The organism is Hymenobacter aerilatus (assembly GCF_022921095.1).
GTDB lineage: Bacteria > Bacteroidota > Bacteroidia > Cytophagales > Hymenobacteraceae > Hymenobacter > Hymenobacter aerilatus.
Genome location: NZ_CP095053.1, coordinates 2,724,436 through 2,743,190, shown reverse-complemented (window position 1 = coordinate 2,743,190; position 18,755 = coordinate 2,724,436). Strand labels below are relative to the sequence as shown.

At 59.6% G+C, this 18,755-nt stretch carries 9 protein-coding genes; 4 read left to right on the top strand and 5 right to left on the bottom strand.

Features of this window, described 5'->3' with window-relative positions:
- Positions 1-25: 25 nt before the first annotated feature.
- The 5 genes from MUN82_RS11560 to MUN82_RS11540 all read right to left on the bottom strand — a co-directional run bounded on the left by MUN82_RS11560 (position 26) and on the right by MUN82_RS11540 (position 8,655).
- Complete coding sequence (locus tag MUN82_RS11560; protein ID WP_245090365.1) at positions 26-703, bottom strand: DUF3826 domain-containing protein; 678 nt, start codon at positions 701-703, stop codon at positions 26-28.
- Positions 704-961: 258 nt separating this feature from the next.
- Complete coding sequence (locus tag MUN82_RS11555) at positions 962-1,864, bottom strand: sugar phosphate isomerase/epimerase family protein (protein WP_245090363.1); 903 nt, start codon at positions 1,862-1,864, stop codon at positions 962-964.
- A 143-nt stretch (positions 1,865-2,007) separates the two neighbouring features.
- Positions 2,008-3,501 carry a sialate O-acetylesterase gene (locus tag MUN82_RS11550; RefSeq protein WP_245090360.1) on the bottom strand — a complete coding sequence of 498 codons (1,494 nt, stop codon included), beginning with the start codon at positions 3,499-3,501 and terminating at the stop codon, positions 2,008-2,010.
- Positions 3,502-3,611: 110 nt separating this feature from the next.
- Positions 3,612-6,746: a DUF6298 domain-containing protein gene (locus MUN82_RS11545; RefSeq protein WP_245090358.1), complete on the bottom strand. Its 3,135-nt coding sequence runs from the start codon at positions 6,744-6,746 to the stop codon at positions 3,612-3,614.
- A gap of 244 nt (positions 6,747-6,990) precedes the next feature.
- Positions 6,991-8,655, bottom strand: a complete 1,665-nt coding sequence (locus tag MUN82_RS11540; RefSeq protein WP_245090355.1) for a pectate lyase family protein — start codon at positions 8,653-8,655, stop codon at positions 6,991-6,993.
- A 503-nt stretch (positions 8,656-9,158) separates the two neighbouring features.
- Here MUN82_RS11540 and MUN82_RS11535 point away from each other — a divergent pair.
- The 4 genes from MUN82_RS11535 to MUN82_RS11520 all read left to right on the top strand — a co-directional run bounded on the left by MUN82_RS11535 (position 9,159) and on the right by MUN82_RS11520 (position 18,523).
- A complete protein-coding gene (locus MUN82_RS11535) occupies positions 9,159-12,191 on the top strand; it encodes a SusC/RagA family TonB-linked outer membrane protein (protein ID WP_245090353.1) in 3,033 nt (1,010 codons plus the stop codon).
- A 22-nt stretch (positions 12,192-12,213) separates the two neighbouring features.
- Entirely contained in the window at positions 12,214-13,944 is a 1,731-nt protein-coding gene (locus MUN82_RS11530) for a RagB/SusD family nutrient uptake outer membrane protein (RefSeq protein WP_245090351.1), read from the top strand.
- Between the two features lie 213 nt (positions 13,945-14,157).
- Positions 14,158-16,890 carry an alpha-d-galacturonidase gene (locus MUN82_RS11525; RefSeq protein ID WP_245090349.1) on the top strand — a complete coding sequence of 911 codons (2,733 nt, stop codon included), beginning with the start codon at positions 14,158-14,160 and terminating at the stop codon, positions 16,888-16,890.
- 64 nt (positions 16,891-16,954) lie between these two features.
- Entirely contained in the window at positions 16,955-18,523 is a 1,569-nt protein-coding gene (locus tag MUN82_RS11520; protein WP_245090347.1) for an MGH1-like glycoside hydrolase domain-containing protein, read from the top strand.
- Positions 18,524-18,755 lie beyond the last annotated feature (232 nt).

Below are 18,755 nucleotides of genomic sequence, written 5' to 3'. Positions count from 1 at the left end.
AAACACATGCGCTGTAATGCTTTCGTTACTTAGAATTGGCGGCAGCTCGGCGGGCCTGCCAATCTTTGCCAGCCTGGTTCATATCAATGCCGGCCGCCGATAAGTAGTTGTTGATCTTGCCTTTGTACTTGCCAAACCACGCGTGCTTCTCCTTCGAGGAGCCGGCATCCATGGCATGCTCGCGGGCTTCGGTTAGCCAGGCTACAATCTGCGTTTTCTGCGCTTCCGTCAGGTTGGGCAGCATGTCGTTGTAGGCCTTGATGGTGATGGGCAGTACGCCGTAGGTCATGCCATCCTTCACTTGGTCTATCTGCGCGGGCGAGAGATGGCGGCCCAGCTTTTTCAGGTACTGCGCGTGCAGCTTGGTCAGGGCCGCCGTCGATTTGGCTTCGATGGCCTTTTTGGCTTCTTCGGTCTGCGCCTCTTTGGGCTGGGCTTTCAGAGCTGTCAGCTGGGCTTTCTTTTGCTCATCCAGGTCGTTGAGGCGGCGGTACTGCTCCGCAATCAGGTCCCGGACCGGCTCCACCTTTTTGGGCTCCAGCGGCTGGATGGTAGCCACAATTTTAGCGGCTCTTTCCGTCACTACGCGGGTGTAAGCCGCTTCCGGCGTTTCGGAAGGCGCGGTCGATTGTGCGGCGGCGTGCAGGAACGGCGCCGTAACCACAAAGCCTGCTAACAATAGTCGGTGTAAGGTGTAGCTCATCGTCAGGTTCTAAATACTTATGAGTGAAGCAATTTAGAAATGATCCGGACGACGTATATACAGCTTTATGCCAACTTTTTATACAATCTTATCATGTAAGCTGAAACGTTACCGATAGGAGCTGCGTAGGCGCATCGAAAACCGTTTCGCATCCCTCGCTTTAGTACTCCGGAAACCTTTGCACCAACGTTTGCTACAAGTGCTTTTCCGTTCCGTCAGGCGGATATTTGGGCGTTTGCGAGGCGTATTGGCCACGCTTCAGCTTGTCTGAAAAACCGATTTTAAGTAGGCCGTATTCGCCCCGAAATTCTTTTTCACATTGCGGGCATCGTTGGCGTCGCGGGAGCGTTCTACCACCAGCCAGCCGTCCCAACCTATTTCGGCCAGGGTTTGCTTCACCTTCTGCATGTCCAGGCGAGTATTGTTTTGCAGCCACACACCATCCTCGTCGGTGGCGTGCATCTGGCAGATGCGCTTACGGCCTAAAACGCGCAGCTCCTGGCACAAGTCGCGGCCTTCTTTGAGCGGATTGGAGAAGTTGAAGTAAATCTGAATGTGCTTGGAGCCGATTTCGCGCAGCAGGTCCACCTCTCCCTGCGCATCCAGCGCCGTTTCGATGCCAATGATAACGTTGGCTTTTTTGGCCATCTGGCCTACCACCTTCAGGCGCTCCACAATGGCGGGGCGCAGCTCGGGGTTCTTGCGTAGGTCGCCCTGGGTGCCGAGGGGTAGGAAGCCCACTTTCACGTTCATGGCCTTCATGGTGTCGATGCAGTCCTGCACCATGCGCTGGTAGGTAGGGCGCGTGGCGAAAGACTGGGCGTAGAAACCCGTCATGGCCAGGGAGCAGATTTCCAAGTTCAGCTCGCGGGCTTTGTCAAGAAACTCCTGGCGCATAGCGGGGTCGGCTAGCTTGCTGTCGAAGGTGTCGCGCTGGCCCAGGCCGCCCATATCAATCTCCACGCCATCGGCCCCGATTTCTTTGGCCAGCGGCAGCGCCCCCAGCTTTTGCCGCTTCAAAATCATCAGGTCTACCACCGCCACTTTGTAGGTGAGCTTCTTGCGCGCAGCGGGTAGGGCCGGCCACGGCAGCAACAGGCCAGCAGTGAGCAAGGAGCTGGTGCGGAGAAAGTTGCGGCGGGAAAGTGGGGGGTAGGACATAGGATAGGAGATTTGGGATGGAAATGAACGAGGTCCTGCGGAGCGCCGCCGAAGCATCTTGCGTACTGACATCGAACTACTAACTCGACGTCAGCACGCAAGATGCTTCAGCGGCGCTCCGCAGGACGTTCTATATATATCAGTTAGCGTGCACTCACTACGTCAGCAGGCTTGTTGGAGCGGAAAGGGCGGGCGGGTAGGCCGCCGGCAAACAGGTTAGGTTGGGCCAGCTCGTCCCAGCCGAAGCGCACGGATGTAGGGTGCTTCACGGCGTCGGACTGCACCTCTACCTGCTTACCCTTGATGCGGGCCTGCGCCGGGTGAAATACGCCATCCGGGCCGGCTACCTCGAAGTGCGTGAGAGGCTTGTTATCCTGGCTGACCAGGGGAGCGGACAAGGACTGGAAATACACCACAGCCTTGCGGCCGCGCACTTTCAGATGGTCAAATACGGGGCCGTCGGCCACTACCTCCTTTTTCTTATAGGTATGGCGGAGTGCCTGCAAGGCCAGGCGTCTGCCTATTTCCCATTTGAAGCCGGGGTGAATACCCCCTTCAGCCGTAGCCAGATCGGTTGTCTCTATCATACCCGTATGCGGAATTTGCAGAGCAGCGGCCTGCGCTTCCCGGAGGCGGGGTAGGGTTTCGCGGGTGAGTGGCACCTGGGCCTTTTCCTGGGAGTAGTGAAACGGCGCCAGCGACACGTAATAGAACGGCAGGTCGGCGTCGTGCCAGGTTGAGCGCCAGCTGCTGATGAGCGTGCGCATTTTCTGAGTATAGGTGGTAGTTTCGGCCAGATAGCAGCTGCTTTCACCCTGGTACCATAGAAAGCCGCGCAGGGCAAACGGCGCCAGCGGCTCAATCATGGATTCGTAAAACTTGCCTGGGTCGCCGTCTATCTTTTGCCCACCAAACACCGGGTCTTTTGCAAACGCCGCCTCGGCCACCCACGGCTCGATGCGGCTGCCCGGCACCGCCGACGAAATAACGCCCACCGGCACCTGCAGTTGCTGGTGCAGCTCCTTGGCAAAGAAATACGCCGCCGCCGAAAACGCCCGAAGCGCCGAGTCCTGGGCAATGCTCCAGTTTCGGTGTGTGGAATCGGGGCGAGCCAGGGTTTTACGGTTCACTAGAAAGATGCGGATGGCTGGGTTGTGGGCGTAGTCCAGTTCGTCCACGGGGTTTTGGCCGGGCACGTTGGGGCGGGTCACCTTGCTGTTTTTGCGCATCGTGTACTCCATGTTCGACTGCCCCGAGGCCAGCCACACCTCGCCTACCAGCACGTCGTGCAAGCGGATGGTGTTGGCAGGGCCGCTAATGGTCAGCTCAGCCGGCGTGGCGGAGGCTCTTAGCGGTTGCAGCAGTACCTGCCAGTGCCCGGCGGCATTGGCGGTGGTGCGCTGCTGCTGGCCAGCAAACTGCACCGTTACGGCCTCGCCGGGCGCGGCCGTTCCCCAGATGGGCACCGGCCTTTCGCGCTGCAACACCATGCTATGGCCCAGGATGCGGGGTAGGGCGATGCGGGCGTGAGCGGCGGGTAGGGTGCTGAGTAGAGCAAAGAGGAGCAACGTCAGCAGGCGGGGTGCCTCACTCCCCGGCCCCCTCTCCGAAAAGGAGAGGGGGAGCCACGGCGGCACAGACGTAAGCGAATATAAGTTGGCCATTGAACGCACCCCCTCAAACGCTTTATGCGCGTTACCTTTTCGGAGGAGGGGACGGGGGGTGAGGCGCTTTATCTGCTTCATATTCATTTCTTCGCAAGCCAAATGACCTCGGCTCCGTTCCCAACGCTGGAGAGGGTGGTCAGTTTGCCGCCCTTCACCGTTTCCTTTTTGCTGGCAATCTGGCCGGTTTTGGGGTTGATGCGGTGCACCACATAGGTGCCTTTTAACTGTGAGAGGTCAAGCTGGGTAGGACCTTTGCCCTCGTGATAGAGCAGCAGACCGGTTTTGTTGTCGGATAGAGCCCACTGGCCGGCGGGGAGGCCGGCTACGGGCGTCATAGTGGCTACGGCATCGGCAAAACGGGTGTCGGTTACGCGGGGGATGCTGGCCAGGGAGCCACCAGCTAGTAGGACGGCCCAGCCGTGGGCGTCGGCGCCGTCGGCGGAGTAGAGCACGGCTTTGTCGGGGAACTGCTGGCGGTACTCGCGCACGGCCCGGTACACTTGCTCGAAGGAGCTGCGCTTAGGCTTGAGCAGGCGGGCGTGCTGGCGCGGGGCCAGGTTCAGGCCACCCTGCGGGGCGTAGGCGGTACCGTTTTCCTGGTAGTGCCAATAGTTGATGTCGATAACGTCGACCACGGCGGCGCGGGCGGGGTCGGCTAGGATTGCGTCCTGCACGTCTTTGGTGGTGCTGAGGGCAATGAGTGGGTGCTGGCCGGTTTCGGCCTCCCACTCTTTCACCGTATCCAACCAGAACTGCACGAAGGCCAGCGGACCGGTAAATTCTTCGCCAATTAGATGAATTACCCCCGTTTTACCTACAAAGTTGTTGAGGCACTGCCGGATATACGCCTGGTGCAAGGGCCGGCGTGCGGGGTCATTCACGTCGTAAAACTGCTCAGCCAGGAAGATGCGCTTGTCGCCGGCATAGGGCACAGGCTCCGGAAAGCCAGTGTTGTTGATGTTATTGGCCGGCCGCCACGGGAAGTCAGCATAGTGCGCCCCGGCCTCGATGATGTTGTGTTGGAAGTAGTGGTTGTGCAGCAGCACCAGGCTTTTCTGATCGGCCAGCTCCGCGAAGCGCGCCAGGCGGTTCCAGTACCACTTATTGTACTTGGTGAGGTCGTATTTGCTGAGGCCATCCCAGGCCGTGCCCTGGCCGCTGCGGGCAAAGGGTAGCTCGTAGAACGGCGGCCACACCTCCCCGTCCATCCGCCGAATGCGCTCGTGGTCATCGCGGCGGCGCTCGTACCACAGGCCGTAGTTGTGGGCCAGGGCCACAATGTTGTCATTGCGGAGCGAGTCGGTCATGTCGTCGAGGTCGTCGGTGAGACCCTGCCCAGTCATGCCTGGCACGAAGCGCGTCACGTGCGGTTTGGCCTTAGGTAGGCCGTAGGGACGGGCGCTGCCATTCCACCACGGCACCTGCTGGTGTTGGCCCAACACCACAGCATCGCCACGCACTACCAGCCCGTTGCGCAGCTGCATGGCCGGCGCGTTGGCGAGGGTAGGGGCGGTTTTTGTTTTCAGTTTATCAACGCTAACGGCTGAGCTTGAAGCGGTAAGCGGCTGGCGGGTAGGTGCTTCCTTAATGAATGCCAGTAGGGTAGGGGCGGGCTGCTGCGCCAGCTTGGTCAGCTCCTGCGCCACCGATACGGGCGGACTGCTGGACGCCTCGGTTTCCATGGGCAGCAACACGGCGCGGCCATCCACAGAGGTTTCACCCAGGCGTTCTTTCAGTTGAGCGTAGTAGAGGCTGCGCGGGTTGATATGCTCGTTGGACTGATTCCAGTAACCGTCGCCAGCAAATTGTGCCCAAGTGCCAAACGCCCAGTTTTGGGCCGTGGGCGGTCGGTAGCAATCCACGCGGGCGGCGCTGCATTGCCAGAATACGCTGTTGGCGGCGGCCCAGCCGGCGCCATTGCCATCCTGCCCGCGGTTGCCGAAGCGCAGGGCGTTGCCGTCTACCTTCACAATATCAAACAAGGTACCCGAGGCCCAACTGTCAATGGCGCCGCTGAAGCTGTAGGGTAACTCCGAGTCGCACTGCACGAAGGCGTTGGGACCAGCTGCGCAGTAGCCCACTGCAAAATCGTGGTAGCCTTGCTCGGCGTAGAGCCGCTGAAACAGCGTTTGTTGGCCTTTGGTAAGGAAGGTATAGCGACGCTCACCCCCAATTTCCGAGACGGGTTCCGTCGAAATGCAGTCTTCCACGGTCAGGCGGCGAGTATTGGTATGGGCTAGTACAGCCGAGCCGGCAAAGTGCCGAAACGCCATCTGCCGCACCCAGACATCTTGCACGTTATCCAGCACCACGGCCATCCAGCGGTGCGCCTCGTCCTTAGGGTTTGCCTGGTCAAAGGTTGATTCCAAGGCTAGATTCTCAATGCCTACCCTCGTGAGCAGGCCCGGCCAGGTATAGCGGGCCACGGTGCCGCCGCCATACTGCTGGTCGAGGGCCGTGGTGATGGGCGCGTCCAGCGTGAGGCCGTTGGCGTCGATGGCCACTACCTGCCGGTCCCAGGCCAGCTCGCGCTGCCCTGGCTTCCACCCCAATGCCGACTCGCCCCCGCCAAAGGCTTGCGTGCCGAGCTTGGCAATCCATTCGGCGGTGGAGGGGCGCTGCACCAGCACCCGGTCGCCTACCTTGAAGGCGGCAGGGGTGGCCACGTGCACAGTGCGGGCATTTACGGGCACGTATTTGTCGGTAACAGGCTGTGGCTTTTCCAAGCGCCGGTCGTCGCGGCCGGTGGCCGTGATGAGATGGTCGCGGCTGTAGGTGGTGCCCACGAGCAGCGTACCGCCTTCCTGCATCCCACTGCCGCGCAATACCACGCCCGAAGCGCGCATCCATAAGCGGCCCGCTACCTCAAACCGTCCTTTCTCCAGCACTACTGCCCCTCGGAAACCATCTTTCCCCATGGGCAAACCGGCCACATAATTTAATGCCGCCTGAATGCGGGCGGTAGCATCCCCAGCTTTGGCAGGCACTACCACCCGCGCGGGTACTAACGGAATAGCTTGGTTGCCAGCCTGGTAACCGCAGTAGGAAAAGTCTGGTATGCGGTTGCCGAGCGAGTCGGCGGTGTAGACGAGCTTACCCTCTTTGCTGTTGGCAACGGGTGGCGGAGGAGGGGTAGGCTTGGGTTTCTTCTGCGCCGCCAGTGGTCCGGCGGTGCTCAGGAACAGGAGGAGAGAGAGGAGGGGAAACTTGGGCACGTTGGGACAATCTGAGAGCGGTTGTTCGGGCGGGGGTGCCTCACCCCCTAGCCCCCTACACTCGCTTGATGCGCGACATGAAAAGGAGAGGGAGACTAGTTTTTAACCTTTTAGAGCTAGTTTTTTAGGGTAGCTCCCCTCCTTAAAAAGGAGGGGAGCTAGTATTAACTCTAAAAACTAGTTCCCCCCTCTCCCTGAGGAGAGGGGGCTTAGGGGTGAGGTGAATCGTACGGTAAACGCCCGGCTAGTCCACCCGCGTCAGCATCACCGACGATTTCGGCTTCACTTCCTTCAGCTCTACCACGCTATTGAGGTAGACTTCGATGTTAGTGTAGCCGTCTTTGCCGGCCACTTTGCTGGCGTCGGAAGGGTCGTTGGGGTTCAGGCGATGCTTCTTTTCGTAGTCGTCGGGCATGCCGTCTTTGTCCGAGTCCTTGTAAGGCGTGCCGGCGTAGGTGGGGTAGCCCCCTACCTGATTGATATCAGTGATGATGCCGTTTTTGTACGAATCGATGGGTAGGCGGCGGTGCTTGAACTGCGTCTCGGGCAGCTTCACGTTGGGGTCATACTCAATCTTGCCGGTGCGGACCTGCTTGGCGATGCGCACATCTACCGGGTCGCGCTTGGGTAGGGTAGCGCCGGCGTTTTCGAGCACGTAGTCGTAGGCTTTTTCGGCCGTCAGGAGCGTCACGCCAGCCATGGGTAGGGGCTTGTCCCACTTGATCTGCTCGCGGTATTTGCCCGTGTTGGGCATGTCTTCCACCTGCACGCCGCCGTCCCAATTGTCCTTGGTTACTTTCTCGTTGCCTTCCACAATATTGCCGGCCACGTAGGCGCGGCCGAAGGTGAGGTAGCCCAGTTTGCTACGGCCAGATTCGGGCTTCAGAATGCGGTAGGCCAGCGGTGAATCCATCGGCGTTTGGGGGCCGGGCTTGTAGTAGTTGTTCACGATGTTGTACATGGCCCGGTAGTCGCCTCCATCGGTGGAGCGGTGCACCCAGTTGAATACCACGTTGTTCACAAAGTTGAACACTCCAAACCAGCCAATCGAGGGGTTGCGGCCGGCATTATCCGCCCACATGTTGCGGATAAAGGTGCAGTTCTCACCGCCCAGCGTGCTCCCGAACGCGTGGTTCCAGGTGTCCAGGGCTTCCGAGAAAATGGAGTTCTGAATGGTGATGTTCACCGTAGGCAGCTTCTGCTCAATAGCCCCGGTGCTATCATTATACATGTGACGGTACATCGACATGTTTTCATCCAGCCCCCACGAGGCCGATACGTGGTCAATCATGATGTTGCCGACGGGGTTGCCCCCAATGGCATCGTCGCGGCGGCCCACATTGGTTTCGCCCCGACGGAAGCGCATGTAGCGCACAATTACGTCATGGGTGTTAATCCATACCGACTCGCCGGCCACGCATACCCCGTCGCCGGGCGCGGTTTGGCCCGCTATGGTCACGTAGGGCGCCCGAATGATGAGGGGGCTCTTCAGCCGAATGATGCCCGCCACGTTGAATACAATCGTGCGTGCGCCGCCTTGCTCGCAGGCCTCGCGCAGGGTGCCGGGGCCGCGGTCCTCTAGGCTAGTCACCACGATTACTTTACCGCCGCGTCCGCCAAAGCTGTACGCGCCGCCGCCCTCTGCGCCCGGAAACGCCAGAATCGGCGACTGGGGCAGGTCGATGGGGCGGCCCGCCCACGGAATGTAGGGCTTGCCCTCGCGGGCTTCTTTCTGGATGATGGGGTAGGCCTTGGCCCAGGCGATGTTCGACTGGCGCTCGGCCTCATCCATCAGTTCCTTGCTGGCTTTCTGGATGTCAGCCGGAATCTGGGGGTACTGCGCCCGCACCACCTGAGGCAGCGACAGCAGGGCAACGGAAGCAAGAAAAGAAGCGGCGTATTTATTCATGGATGGGGATGATTTTTGACGGGAGCTAAGTAACAGGATAAAGGCACGCCGCACCTGTACCATTTTTCCGAGCCTGTGTAGGATATTAGCATGCGCCGCAAAATACGTCAGCAGCAAGGTTCCGGCAGCTACACTGAGGCAGGCTTAGCCGGCTGCTTGCGCACAGGGGTAGGCCGGCACCAATTGAGGAAGGCCGGCACATGTTGCGACTGATTTGTGGGTAGGAAACAGGCAGAAGCCGAAGCGCTTACGAGTATCGTTGCATGTCCGTAGACTGTCGGCTTAAGGTTGTGCTTGGGGATAAAACTGCAACCAACCGAAGCAGAAAAATGCGGCGTAGTGGCTGGATTTGGCCATTACAGGCTAATGAGGCGGAGGATAACATTATACAGAACTAGGGAAAAATAGTACGGATAAGTCGCTCTGTTGCTAAGTAGTTTTGACCGAGCCTACTCTGTGACAGCGCAGGGTAGGGGACATCATTTCAGAATACAGCTTATCTTATGCGGCATAGTATCCTTTCGGCAGCGCTGGTAGCCTGCACAGTGGCAACCAGTTACGCGCAGACCCGCAGCCTCACCGGCCGGGTAGTAGCAGCCGACAGCAACGAGCCACTTATTGGTGTTACGGTGCTGGTGAAAGGCACCACCACTGGCACCGTTACCGACAATGAAGGCAACTTCACCCTGGCCGTGCCGGGCAACCAGGCGGCTACGCTGGTAATTCGCTACCTGGGCTACAAAGAGCAGGAGGTGACGCCCGGCCCCGACCAGGCCCGCCTCAACATCCAGCTGGCTCCCGACCAGGCCGCGCTAGACGAGGTGGTAGTCATTGGCTACGGCACCGTAAAAAAGCGCGACCTCACGGGTTCAGTATACTCGGTGAAGTCTGACGATATTGTGCAGACGCCTACCCACAACGCGGTGGAGGCCCTGCAAGGTCGTGTGCCCGGCGCCGACATCACGCGCGCTTCGGGCGCGGCCGGCGCGGGCTCCAACATCCTGATTCGGGGTACGCGCTCCATCAATGGCGCCAACAACGGCCCGCTGGTGGTGATTGACGGCTTCCAGGGCGGTAACATCAGCGACATCAACCCCAATGACATTGAGAGCATTGAGGTGCTGAAAGATGCGTCGTCGACGGCCATCTACGGGGCGCAGGGTGCCAACGGCGTATTGATTGTGACCACCAAGCGTGGCGCGGCCGGCAAGGTGCGCGTGGCCTACAACGGCTACTACGGCGTAAACGACTACCGCTTCCCGGCCTCGCGCATCCGCGAAGACTACCTGAACCTGCGCCGGGAAGCTTGGCGCACCACCGGCGACTGGAACAGCCCCGCCGACGACCCAACCATCTTCCCCGACCCCGGCGAGTACGCCGCCGTGCAGGCCGGGCAGTGGGTAGACTGGGTGGACCTGGTGAAAAACCGCGGCTCGCAGCAAAGCCACGCCATCTCGTTGCGCGGTGGCTCCGATAACACCAAAGTGTTTACGTCGCTGGGCTACTTCCGCGAGGAAGGCATGCTCAGCAACAATAACTACAACCGCTACAACGCCCGCCTGAACCTCGACCAGACCATCAGCAAGGTGTTTAAGGTAGGGCTACTGAGCCAGGTAAACTACTACAAGCAGAACGACCGCCGCAGCCCGCTGGGCCAGGCTACCTCGTTGAGCCCGTTGGGTGTGCCCTACAATGAACAGGGTGAAATCAACCAGTTTCCGATTGCCGCCGACCAGGCCCGCATCAGTCCCTTGGCCGACGAGCGCACGCCCTTCGTGGCCCGCGACAACACCATTCGCACCAACGTGATTGCCAACGCCTACCTGGAGGTGAAGCCGCTGGAAGGGTTGAGCTTCCGCTCGAACTTCGGCACCAACATCGACTTCCGGCGGCGCGGCATCTACGACGACCGCACTTCCCTGGGCCAGGCCAACACCCGCACCTCGGTGGCCTCCACGCAAAACACCTTTGACCGCTTTTTTAACTGGGACAACGTCCTGACTTACTCGCGTGAGATTGGCAAGCACTCCGTCACGCTGACGGGCTTGACCAGCTACATCCAGAGCGACGTAGATGTCACCTTTGCCAGCGGCACTAACCAGCTGCTGGCCTCGCAGCTGTTCTACGACCTCAGCTCCACGAGCACGGCCATCACGCGTAATATCACGTCGCCCTACGTGGGCTCCAATAACATGGCCTATGCGGCCCGCGTGAACTACAGCTTTGCTGGCAAATACCTGCTCACAGCCAGCGGCCGCTACGACGGTGCCTCGCGCTTGGCTGCCGGTAACAAGTGGGATTTTTTTCCCTCGGTAGCCTTGGGTTGGAACATCGCCGATGAGGTTTTCTTGAAAGACGTTACCAAGCTAACGCAGCTAAAGCTGCGTGCCAGCTACGGCGTATCGGGCAACTACTCCATTGCGCCCTACGGCACGCAGAGCGTGCTGTTTGCCAACCCGCGCCTAGCCCTCGGCGACGTGCCGGCCCAGACCTATCAGTTCCTACCCACGGTAGGCAATCCCAACCTGGGCTGGGAAAAATCAGCTACGTTGGACCTGGGTCTGGACTTTGGCCTATTCGGCAACCGCCTGACGGGTACGTTCGACTACTACGATACCCGCACGTCTGATATTCTGTTGCTGCGCCCGCTGCCCATTTCCTCGGGTGTGTCGAACGTGTATGAGAACATTGGGGCCACGCGCAACCGCGGCGTCGAGCTAGCAATTACCTCGCAAAACATTGCCAACGATAACTTTAAGTGGTCGACTACCCTCACCTTCACCCGCAACAAGGAGGAAATCACCAAGCTGATTGACGGCCGCGACATTATTGCCACAAGCGGACCCGAAACCAACTCACTGCTGCTGGGCCGCCCCATTCGCTCGTTCTACACCTACGAGAAGCTGGGCATCTGGCAAACCAGCGAGGCCGACGAAGCCGCCCGGTACAAGGTAGGCAACTACACCTTCCAGCCCGGCGACATCAAGCTGGCCGATCTGAACGGTGACTTCGTGATTGATGCCAACGACCAGAAATACATTGGCTCGACTGTGCCGAAGTGGGTGGCAGGCTTGCAAAACAATTTCTCCTACCGCGGCTTCGATCTGAACGTGTTTGCCGTGGCCCGCTATGGGCAGATGATCAACGCGCAGTTCCTGGGGCGCTACAACCCTGCGGGCTCCGGCAACGGCCCGGCCATCATCGACTACTGGACGCCGGAAAACCCCTCCAACGACTTTCCGCGGCCACGCCGGGGCACCTCACTTAGCTCGTATGCGGGCTACACCGGCTACCAGGCCCTGAACTTCATCGACGGCTCTTTCTTTAAAATCCGGACGCTGACACTGGGCTATAACATTCCCAAAACCATTGCTGGCAAAGCCCTGCTCGAAAATGCCCGCGTGTACGTGACGGGCTCCAACTTGCTGGTGCTTTCTAAAAGCCGCCTGATTAAGGACTACGACCCGGAGCGCGGCGGCGACGAATCGACGCCGTTGAGCCGGCAGATTGTAGTAGGTGTGAACCTGGGCTTTTAACTGAACTTTCTTCGATCTGACCATGAAATTTCTCACCCCCACACGACTAGGACGCGTGCTGCTGATCGGGGCCCTGGGCCTGGGCGCTTGCAACGACCTGGAAGAATATAATCCCTCCAACGCCACCGCCGATACGGTGTGGACTACCCCCGAAGGCTTCGTAACGGCCGTGAATGGTGCCTACTTCGAGCAGCGCAACTGGTACGGCAAAGAAGATGGCGTCTTCATGGGCGAGTCGGGCACCGACTTATGGTATAATAGCAGCAAGAGCACTTACGCCAGTCAGCTCACCCAATACGTCGGCCTGACGCCCCTGCAAGGCAACCCCAACCGCGCCGCCTGGACGCTGCTCTGGCGAGCCATTAACATCTGCAACGCCGGCATCAACCGCATCGGCGACGCGGGCTTCACCAACGCCACGGTGCGTAACCAGCGGGAAGGCGAGTTGCGCTTCCTGCGGGCCTTCTACTACTGGCACGTGGTAGAAACCTGGGGTGGCGTGATGCTGCGCACTCAGGAAACCCAAGACCCTGTGCTGACGGCCGTGCGTAGCTCGATACCGGAGTTCTACGACTTGATTATCAGTGACCTGCAGTTTGCGACTGAAAATCTGCCCGTGAGCTGGGGCAATGAGTACAGCCGCGCCACCAAAAAGGCCGCTATGGGCTTTTTGGCGCGGGCCTACCTGTCGCGGGCGTACTACGATGGGGGGCAGGAGTATTTCGCCCGCGCCCGCGACGCGGCCAACGACGTGATTGCGCGCAAAAGCGAGCTGCGCACCGACCTGCGCACCAGCTACGCCGACCTCTGGAACCCGGCCAACAACAAAACGCTGGGCCGCGACGGGGGCGAGGCGCTCTACGTGGTGAGCAACTCCACCGACCCCAGCCTGAACGTGGACAACAACGGCAACCGTCTGTTTCAGGTGTTTCAGACGCAGTACAGCAACAAGCCGGGGCTGCAGCTCAGCCTGGACTACGGCTTTGAGAACAACCGCCGCCTGATGCCTACCCTCACGCTGCTCGACCTCTACAATGAGCAGCGCGACAGTCGCTACGACGGCTCGTTTCAGGAGGTGTGGATAGCCAACCGGGCCTATACCTGGACCGCTGCCGATGTTGCTACCTACCAGAAAGACGCCAGCCTTGTGGGCCGGCAGATGCGCGTGGGCGATACAGCCATGGTCATCACCAAAAGAGCCCTGCCCAATAAAAGCACGAAGCCCTACGTGGTGTACGACCGCAACGACGTGTACCTACCCAACGGCACCATCCGCAACGGCCTGAACTTCGTGACGCTGCGCAAATTCCGCGACCCCGACCGCTCGGCGCCCAACGTGCAAGCCGGTAGCAAAGACGTGGTGGTGATGCGCCTGGCCGAGATGTACCTGATTTCGGCCGAGGCTGAAAACCGCTTGGGCAACAATGCCGCTGCCGCCACCATGATCAACGTGCTGCGCACCCGCGCCGCCAAGAAAACCCCCGTGAACTACACGGCCGCCATGCAGGTGACAGCCGCCGACATCACCCCCGATTTCATCCTGGACGAGCGCGCCCGCGAATTAGCTGGCGAGCATCTCCGCTGGTTCGACGTGAAGCGCACCAAGAACGGGCAGAACTTCGTGAACTACATCAAGCAGCGCAACCCCGACATTACGCAGGTGCAGGACTACCACCGCCTGCGGCCCGTCCGGCAAGAGGAGCTAAACGCCCTCACCAACGGATCGGAATTCGGACAGAATCCGGGATACTAAGATGCTGACCTCCCCGGCCCCTCTCCCCGGGGTAATGCGCATCAAGCATTTGCAGGGGCCGGGGGGGGAGGTCTATACCAGCACCAGCACCTAATCACTAGCATGCGAGGACTCTTTAGTCTATCAAATGCTACCAAAACTTACTAAAAGAAAAGACCAATGAGCGGAAGCGTATGGAAAAGGGTAGTGCTTATTTGCCTGAGTATTAGCAGCATGTTGGCCCTGCCAACTGTGGCCGCTACCCCGCCGGCCAAGCGACCGAGCCAAACCATTGTGCTGCCCAAAGGAGCTCATGCCCGGTTGCGCTACGGGGCCGAGCGCCTGGCCAACGCCTTGCGCGGGGTAGGCTACCCGGTGCAGGTGCAGGAACAGGAGAAGCTGCCAAAGAAGCCGAAAAACCTGCTGGTGGTAGGCCGCGCCACCGATCCGCTGCTGCAACAAGCCACTACCGCCTACCGTGTAAGTGCCGCCAAGGCGCCGGGCAAGGAGGGCTTTTCCATCATTCCCGCAAAAAATAACATCCTACTCATCAGTGGTACCGACAACTCCGGGGCGCTGTACGGATGTCTGGAATTGGCCGATCGGGTAAAGGCGCAGGGTCAGCTGGAGGAACTGGCTCTCACCGACCAACCGGAAATGGTACTGCGTGGCGCCTGTATTGGTGTGCAAAAGCCTACCTACCTGCCGGGCCGGGGCGTGTACGAATACCCGTATACGCCCGAAACATTTCCCTGGCTCTACGACAAGCAGTTGTGGGTGAGGTACCTCGACATGCTGGCCGACAGCCGCATGAACTCGCTCTACCTCTGGAACGGGCATCCTTTTGCCTCGCTGGTGCGGCTGAAGGAGTATCCCTACGCCGTGGAGGTAGACGAGGCCACGTTTAAAAAGAATGAGGAGATGTACCGCTTTCTCACCGAGGAGGCTGATAAGCGTGGTATCTGGGTGATTCAGATGTTTTACAACATCATCGTCTCGAAGCCCTTTGCCGAGCACCACAACATCAAAACCCAGGACCGCAACCGGCCCATTACCCCACTACTGGCCGATTACACGCGCAAATCAATTGCAGCGTTTGTAGAGAAGTACCCCAATGTAGGCCTGATGGTGGCCTTGGGTGAAGCCATGGAAGGCGTGGGGCAGGACGATGTGGATTGGTTTACCAAAACCATCATTCCGGGTGTGCAGGACGGTTTGAAAGCCCTTGGCACGACCGAGCAGCCGCCTATTGTGCTCCGTGCCCACGACACCGACGCGCCCCGCGTGATTAATGCCGCGTTGCCGTTGTACAAGAATCTATACACCGAAGCCAAGTTCAACGGTGAGGCCCTGACGACCTACACGCCCCGCGGCACCTGGGCCGATTTGCACCGGCAGCTGAGCAGCATGAACTCGGTGCACATTCAGAACGTGCACATTCTGGCCAACCTGGAACCGTTCCGCTACGGCTCAGCCGACTTCATTCAGAAATCGGTGCAAGCCATGCACAACATCTACGGTGCCAACGGCCTGCATCTGTACCCACAGGCATCGTACTGGGACTGGCCCTACACGGCCGATAAGCTGGCCGATGGCAACCGCCTGCTGCAAATCGACCGCGACTGGATATGGTACAAAGCATGGTCGCGCTACGCCTGGAAGGCCAACCGCCCCCGCCCGGACGAGGTGACGTACTGGGGCAATGAGCTAAGCCAGAAATACGGCTGCGACGCCACCGCGGGGCAACAAATCCTGGAAGCCTACGAACAGGCTGGCGAAATAGAGCCCAAGCTGCTGCGCCGCTACGGCATCACCGACGGCAACCGCCAGACCCTCACGTTGGGTATGCTGATGACTCAGCTCATCAATCCGAAGCGCTACGGCTTGTTTACGCTGCTGTATGAGTCGGAAGCGCCGGAAGGAGAGATGATTATTGAGTATGCCGAGAAGGAGGCGAAGGGCGAGAAGCACATTGGCGAGACGCCCCCGCAGATTGCCGCCGAGGTAATAGCGCACGGCAAAGCCGCGGTGGCCGCCATCGACAAAGCCGCTCCTGCCGTGACGAAGGACAAGGAGGAATTTGCCCGCTTGAAGAACGACATGTACTGCCAGGATGCGCTGGCTAACTTCTACGCTGATAAGGTGCAAGCCGCTCTGCGCGTGCTGCGCTATAAGTACTCGCGCAACGTGGCCGACCTGGAACAAGCCGTGCCCTACCTGCAACGCAGCGTGCAGCACTGGCAGAAGCTGACCGATCTGACCCTGCCTACCTACCGCTACGCCAACAGCATGCAAACCATGCAGCGCAAAATTCCGATGCGTGGGGTGGATGCTACCTACATCACCTGGGTGGAAATGTTGCCGGTGTATCAGAAAGAATTAGCCAACCTGCAACACAGCATCGATTCGCTGAAGCAGGTGAAGCCCGAAGCCGCCGCCAAAAAAGTAGTGGCCCTGGCCAATGCCCCCGTGAAGCTACTCAGCAAAACCGGCGGTACGTACCGGGTAGGGGAAGGGCAATCGGCCTTCACCGATACCACGGCGCAGATAACGGCTGCCGCCCTCGATTTTGCTAAGCTAAGCGGCATTCGGATGAGCAAGGCCCAGCAGGTGCGGCAGGGTACGGAACTGCGCTTCAGCACCACCCGGCCGGTGCAGCTGCTGGTGGGCTACTTCAACAAGAAAAGCCCCCGCTATCTGCCCGCCCCCCAACTCGAAACCGACGCCAGCGCCAACGACTACGGTCAGGCCGACATCAAGATTGCCAATGCCGTGGCCGTGGCTGGTATGCCCTCTGTAAACGTGCACACCTATTCCTTCAAGCCCGGTACGCACACGCTAAACTTAGGTAAAGGAGCCTGCCTGTTGTTGGGTTTTGTAGATGCCAACCAGCAGGTGCGCACCTACAATGCCGGCCTCGGCGACGCTACCGCGCAGGCCGATGAAATCGACTGGCTGTTTGAATAATGGCGCCGGACTGGCAAACGACGCGCTCCATCGGTACCCATCTTCTCTACTCGCAAACTTCTGTATGTCCTTCCGCGCCCCACTTCTTGCCCTGAGTCTTGGTTTACTGGCTACCAGCTGCGCTCCTACCGGCCAAACGGCTCAGACGCGCGCCGCCGGCCCGGTACTGACGGCAGCCGACCTGCGCCAACGGGTGGCCCTGTACAACAGCCTCGACAGCGAGTTTGTGGTGAACCACGTGCCCAACGCCCAGGCCGCCGACTGGATGGCGCGGGAGGTGCCCCTGTTTGAGTGTCCTGATTCGGCTATGCAGCAGGCGTATTACTACCGCTGGTGGGCCTATCGTAAGCACCTCAAACAAACGCCTGATGGGTACGTGTTCACGGAGTTCATCACCCCGATGAAGCACGGCGGCACTTACAATACCATCAGCAGCGCCTTGGGCCACCACCTCAACGAGGGGCGCTGGCTGCACGATCCGCAATACACGCAGCAGTATACCAAGTTCTGGCTCTATACCGACTTCAAGCGCAATGCGCCCCGGCTGCACGGTTTCAGCGGCTGGCTGGAAGATGCTGTATACGAGCTGTATAAGGTGCAGAAAGATCAGGCCTTCGTGAAAGAAGTGCTACCCGCTCTTGCAGCCAACTACAAACTCTGGGAAAAAGAGCGGATGCTACCCAACGGCATGTTCTGGCAGTACGATGTGAAGGACGCCATGGAGGAATCCATCAGCGGTGGGCGCAAGGAAAAAAACGTGCGCCCTACCATCAACAGCTACATGTATGGCAACGCCAAGGCCCTGGCCGCCATGGGCCGCCTGACGGATAACGATACCCTCACGCAGAAGTACACCCAGAAGGCCGAGCAGCTGAAGCAACTGGTCAATACCACGTTGTGGGATGACAAGGCCGATTTCTACAAAGTGCAGTACGAAAAAGGCGGCCTCTGCGAGTGGCGCGAGCAGCTGGGCTACATTCCTTGGTACTTCTCCCTACCCCCCGATAAGCCCGAGTATGCCCGGCAGTGGACCCAGCTCACCGACGAAGGTGGATTCAAAGCGCCCTGGGGCATTACCACGGCCGAGCGCCGCGCCCCCGGCTTCCGCACCCACGGCTCGGGCCACGGCTGCGAGTGGGACGGCGCCGTGTGGCCCTACGCTACCACCCAAACGCTGAAAGGCCTGGCCAACCTACTCACCGAGTACAAAAACCACGGCACCATGACGCCCCAGGTGTATTACGACGAGCTGCGCAAATACGCGCTGTCGTTCCAGAAAAAGGGCGTGCCCTATATTGGGGAGTACCAGGACGAAAAGAACGGCGAGTGGCTGAAGGGCAACAACCCGCGCAGCAGCTACTACAACCACTCCGGTTTCGCCGACCTCATTATCACCGGCCTCGTTGGCCTGAAACCCCGCCCCGATAACGTGGTAGAAGTATTTCCCCTGGTGCCGGAAGGCCAGTGGGACTACTTCTGCCTCGACCAGGTGCGCTACCACAACCGCATGCTGACGGTGCTCTGGGACAAAACCGGCCAGAAATACGGCCGCGGCAAAGGCTTGCGCGTGCTGGTCGATGGGAAGGAAATTGCCCGCGCCAACAAATTGGAACGGGTAACGGCAAAGCTGTAAAACCAGAAGAACAAACTCCCCTCCTCAGATGAGAGGGGACGCGGCTGCGAAGCAGACGCTGGGGTGGTTGACGTTGTTGCTGATGTTGTTCTAGTGGGCGCCTCACCCCCCGGCCCCCTCTCCGAAAAGGAGAGGGGGGGGGCAGAAGAAAAAACGAAAACTTAATTCTGTGAAAAATATGGTTGCGGTTAAAAAAACGCTTGGCACCCCCTCTCCCTTTTCGGAGAGGGGG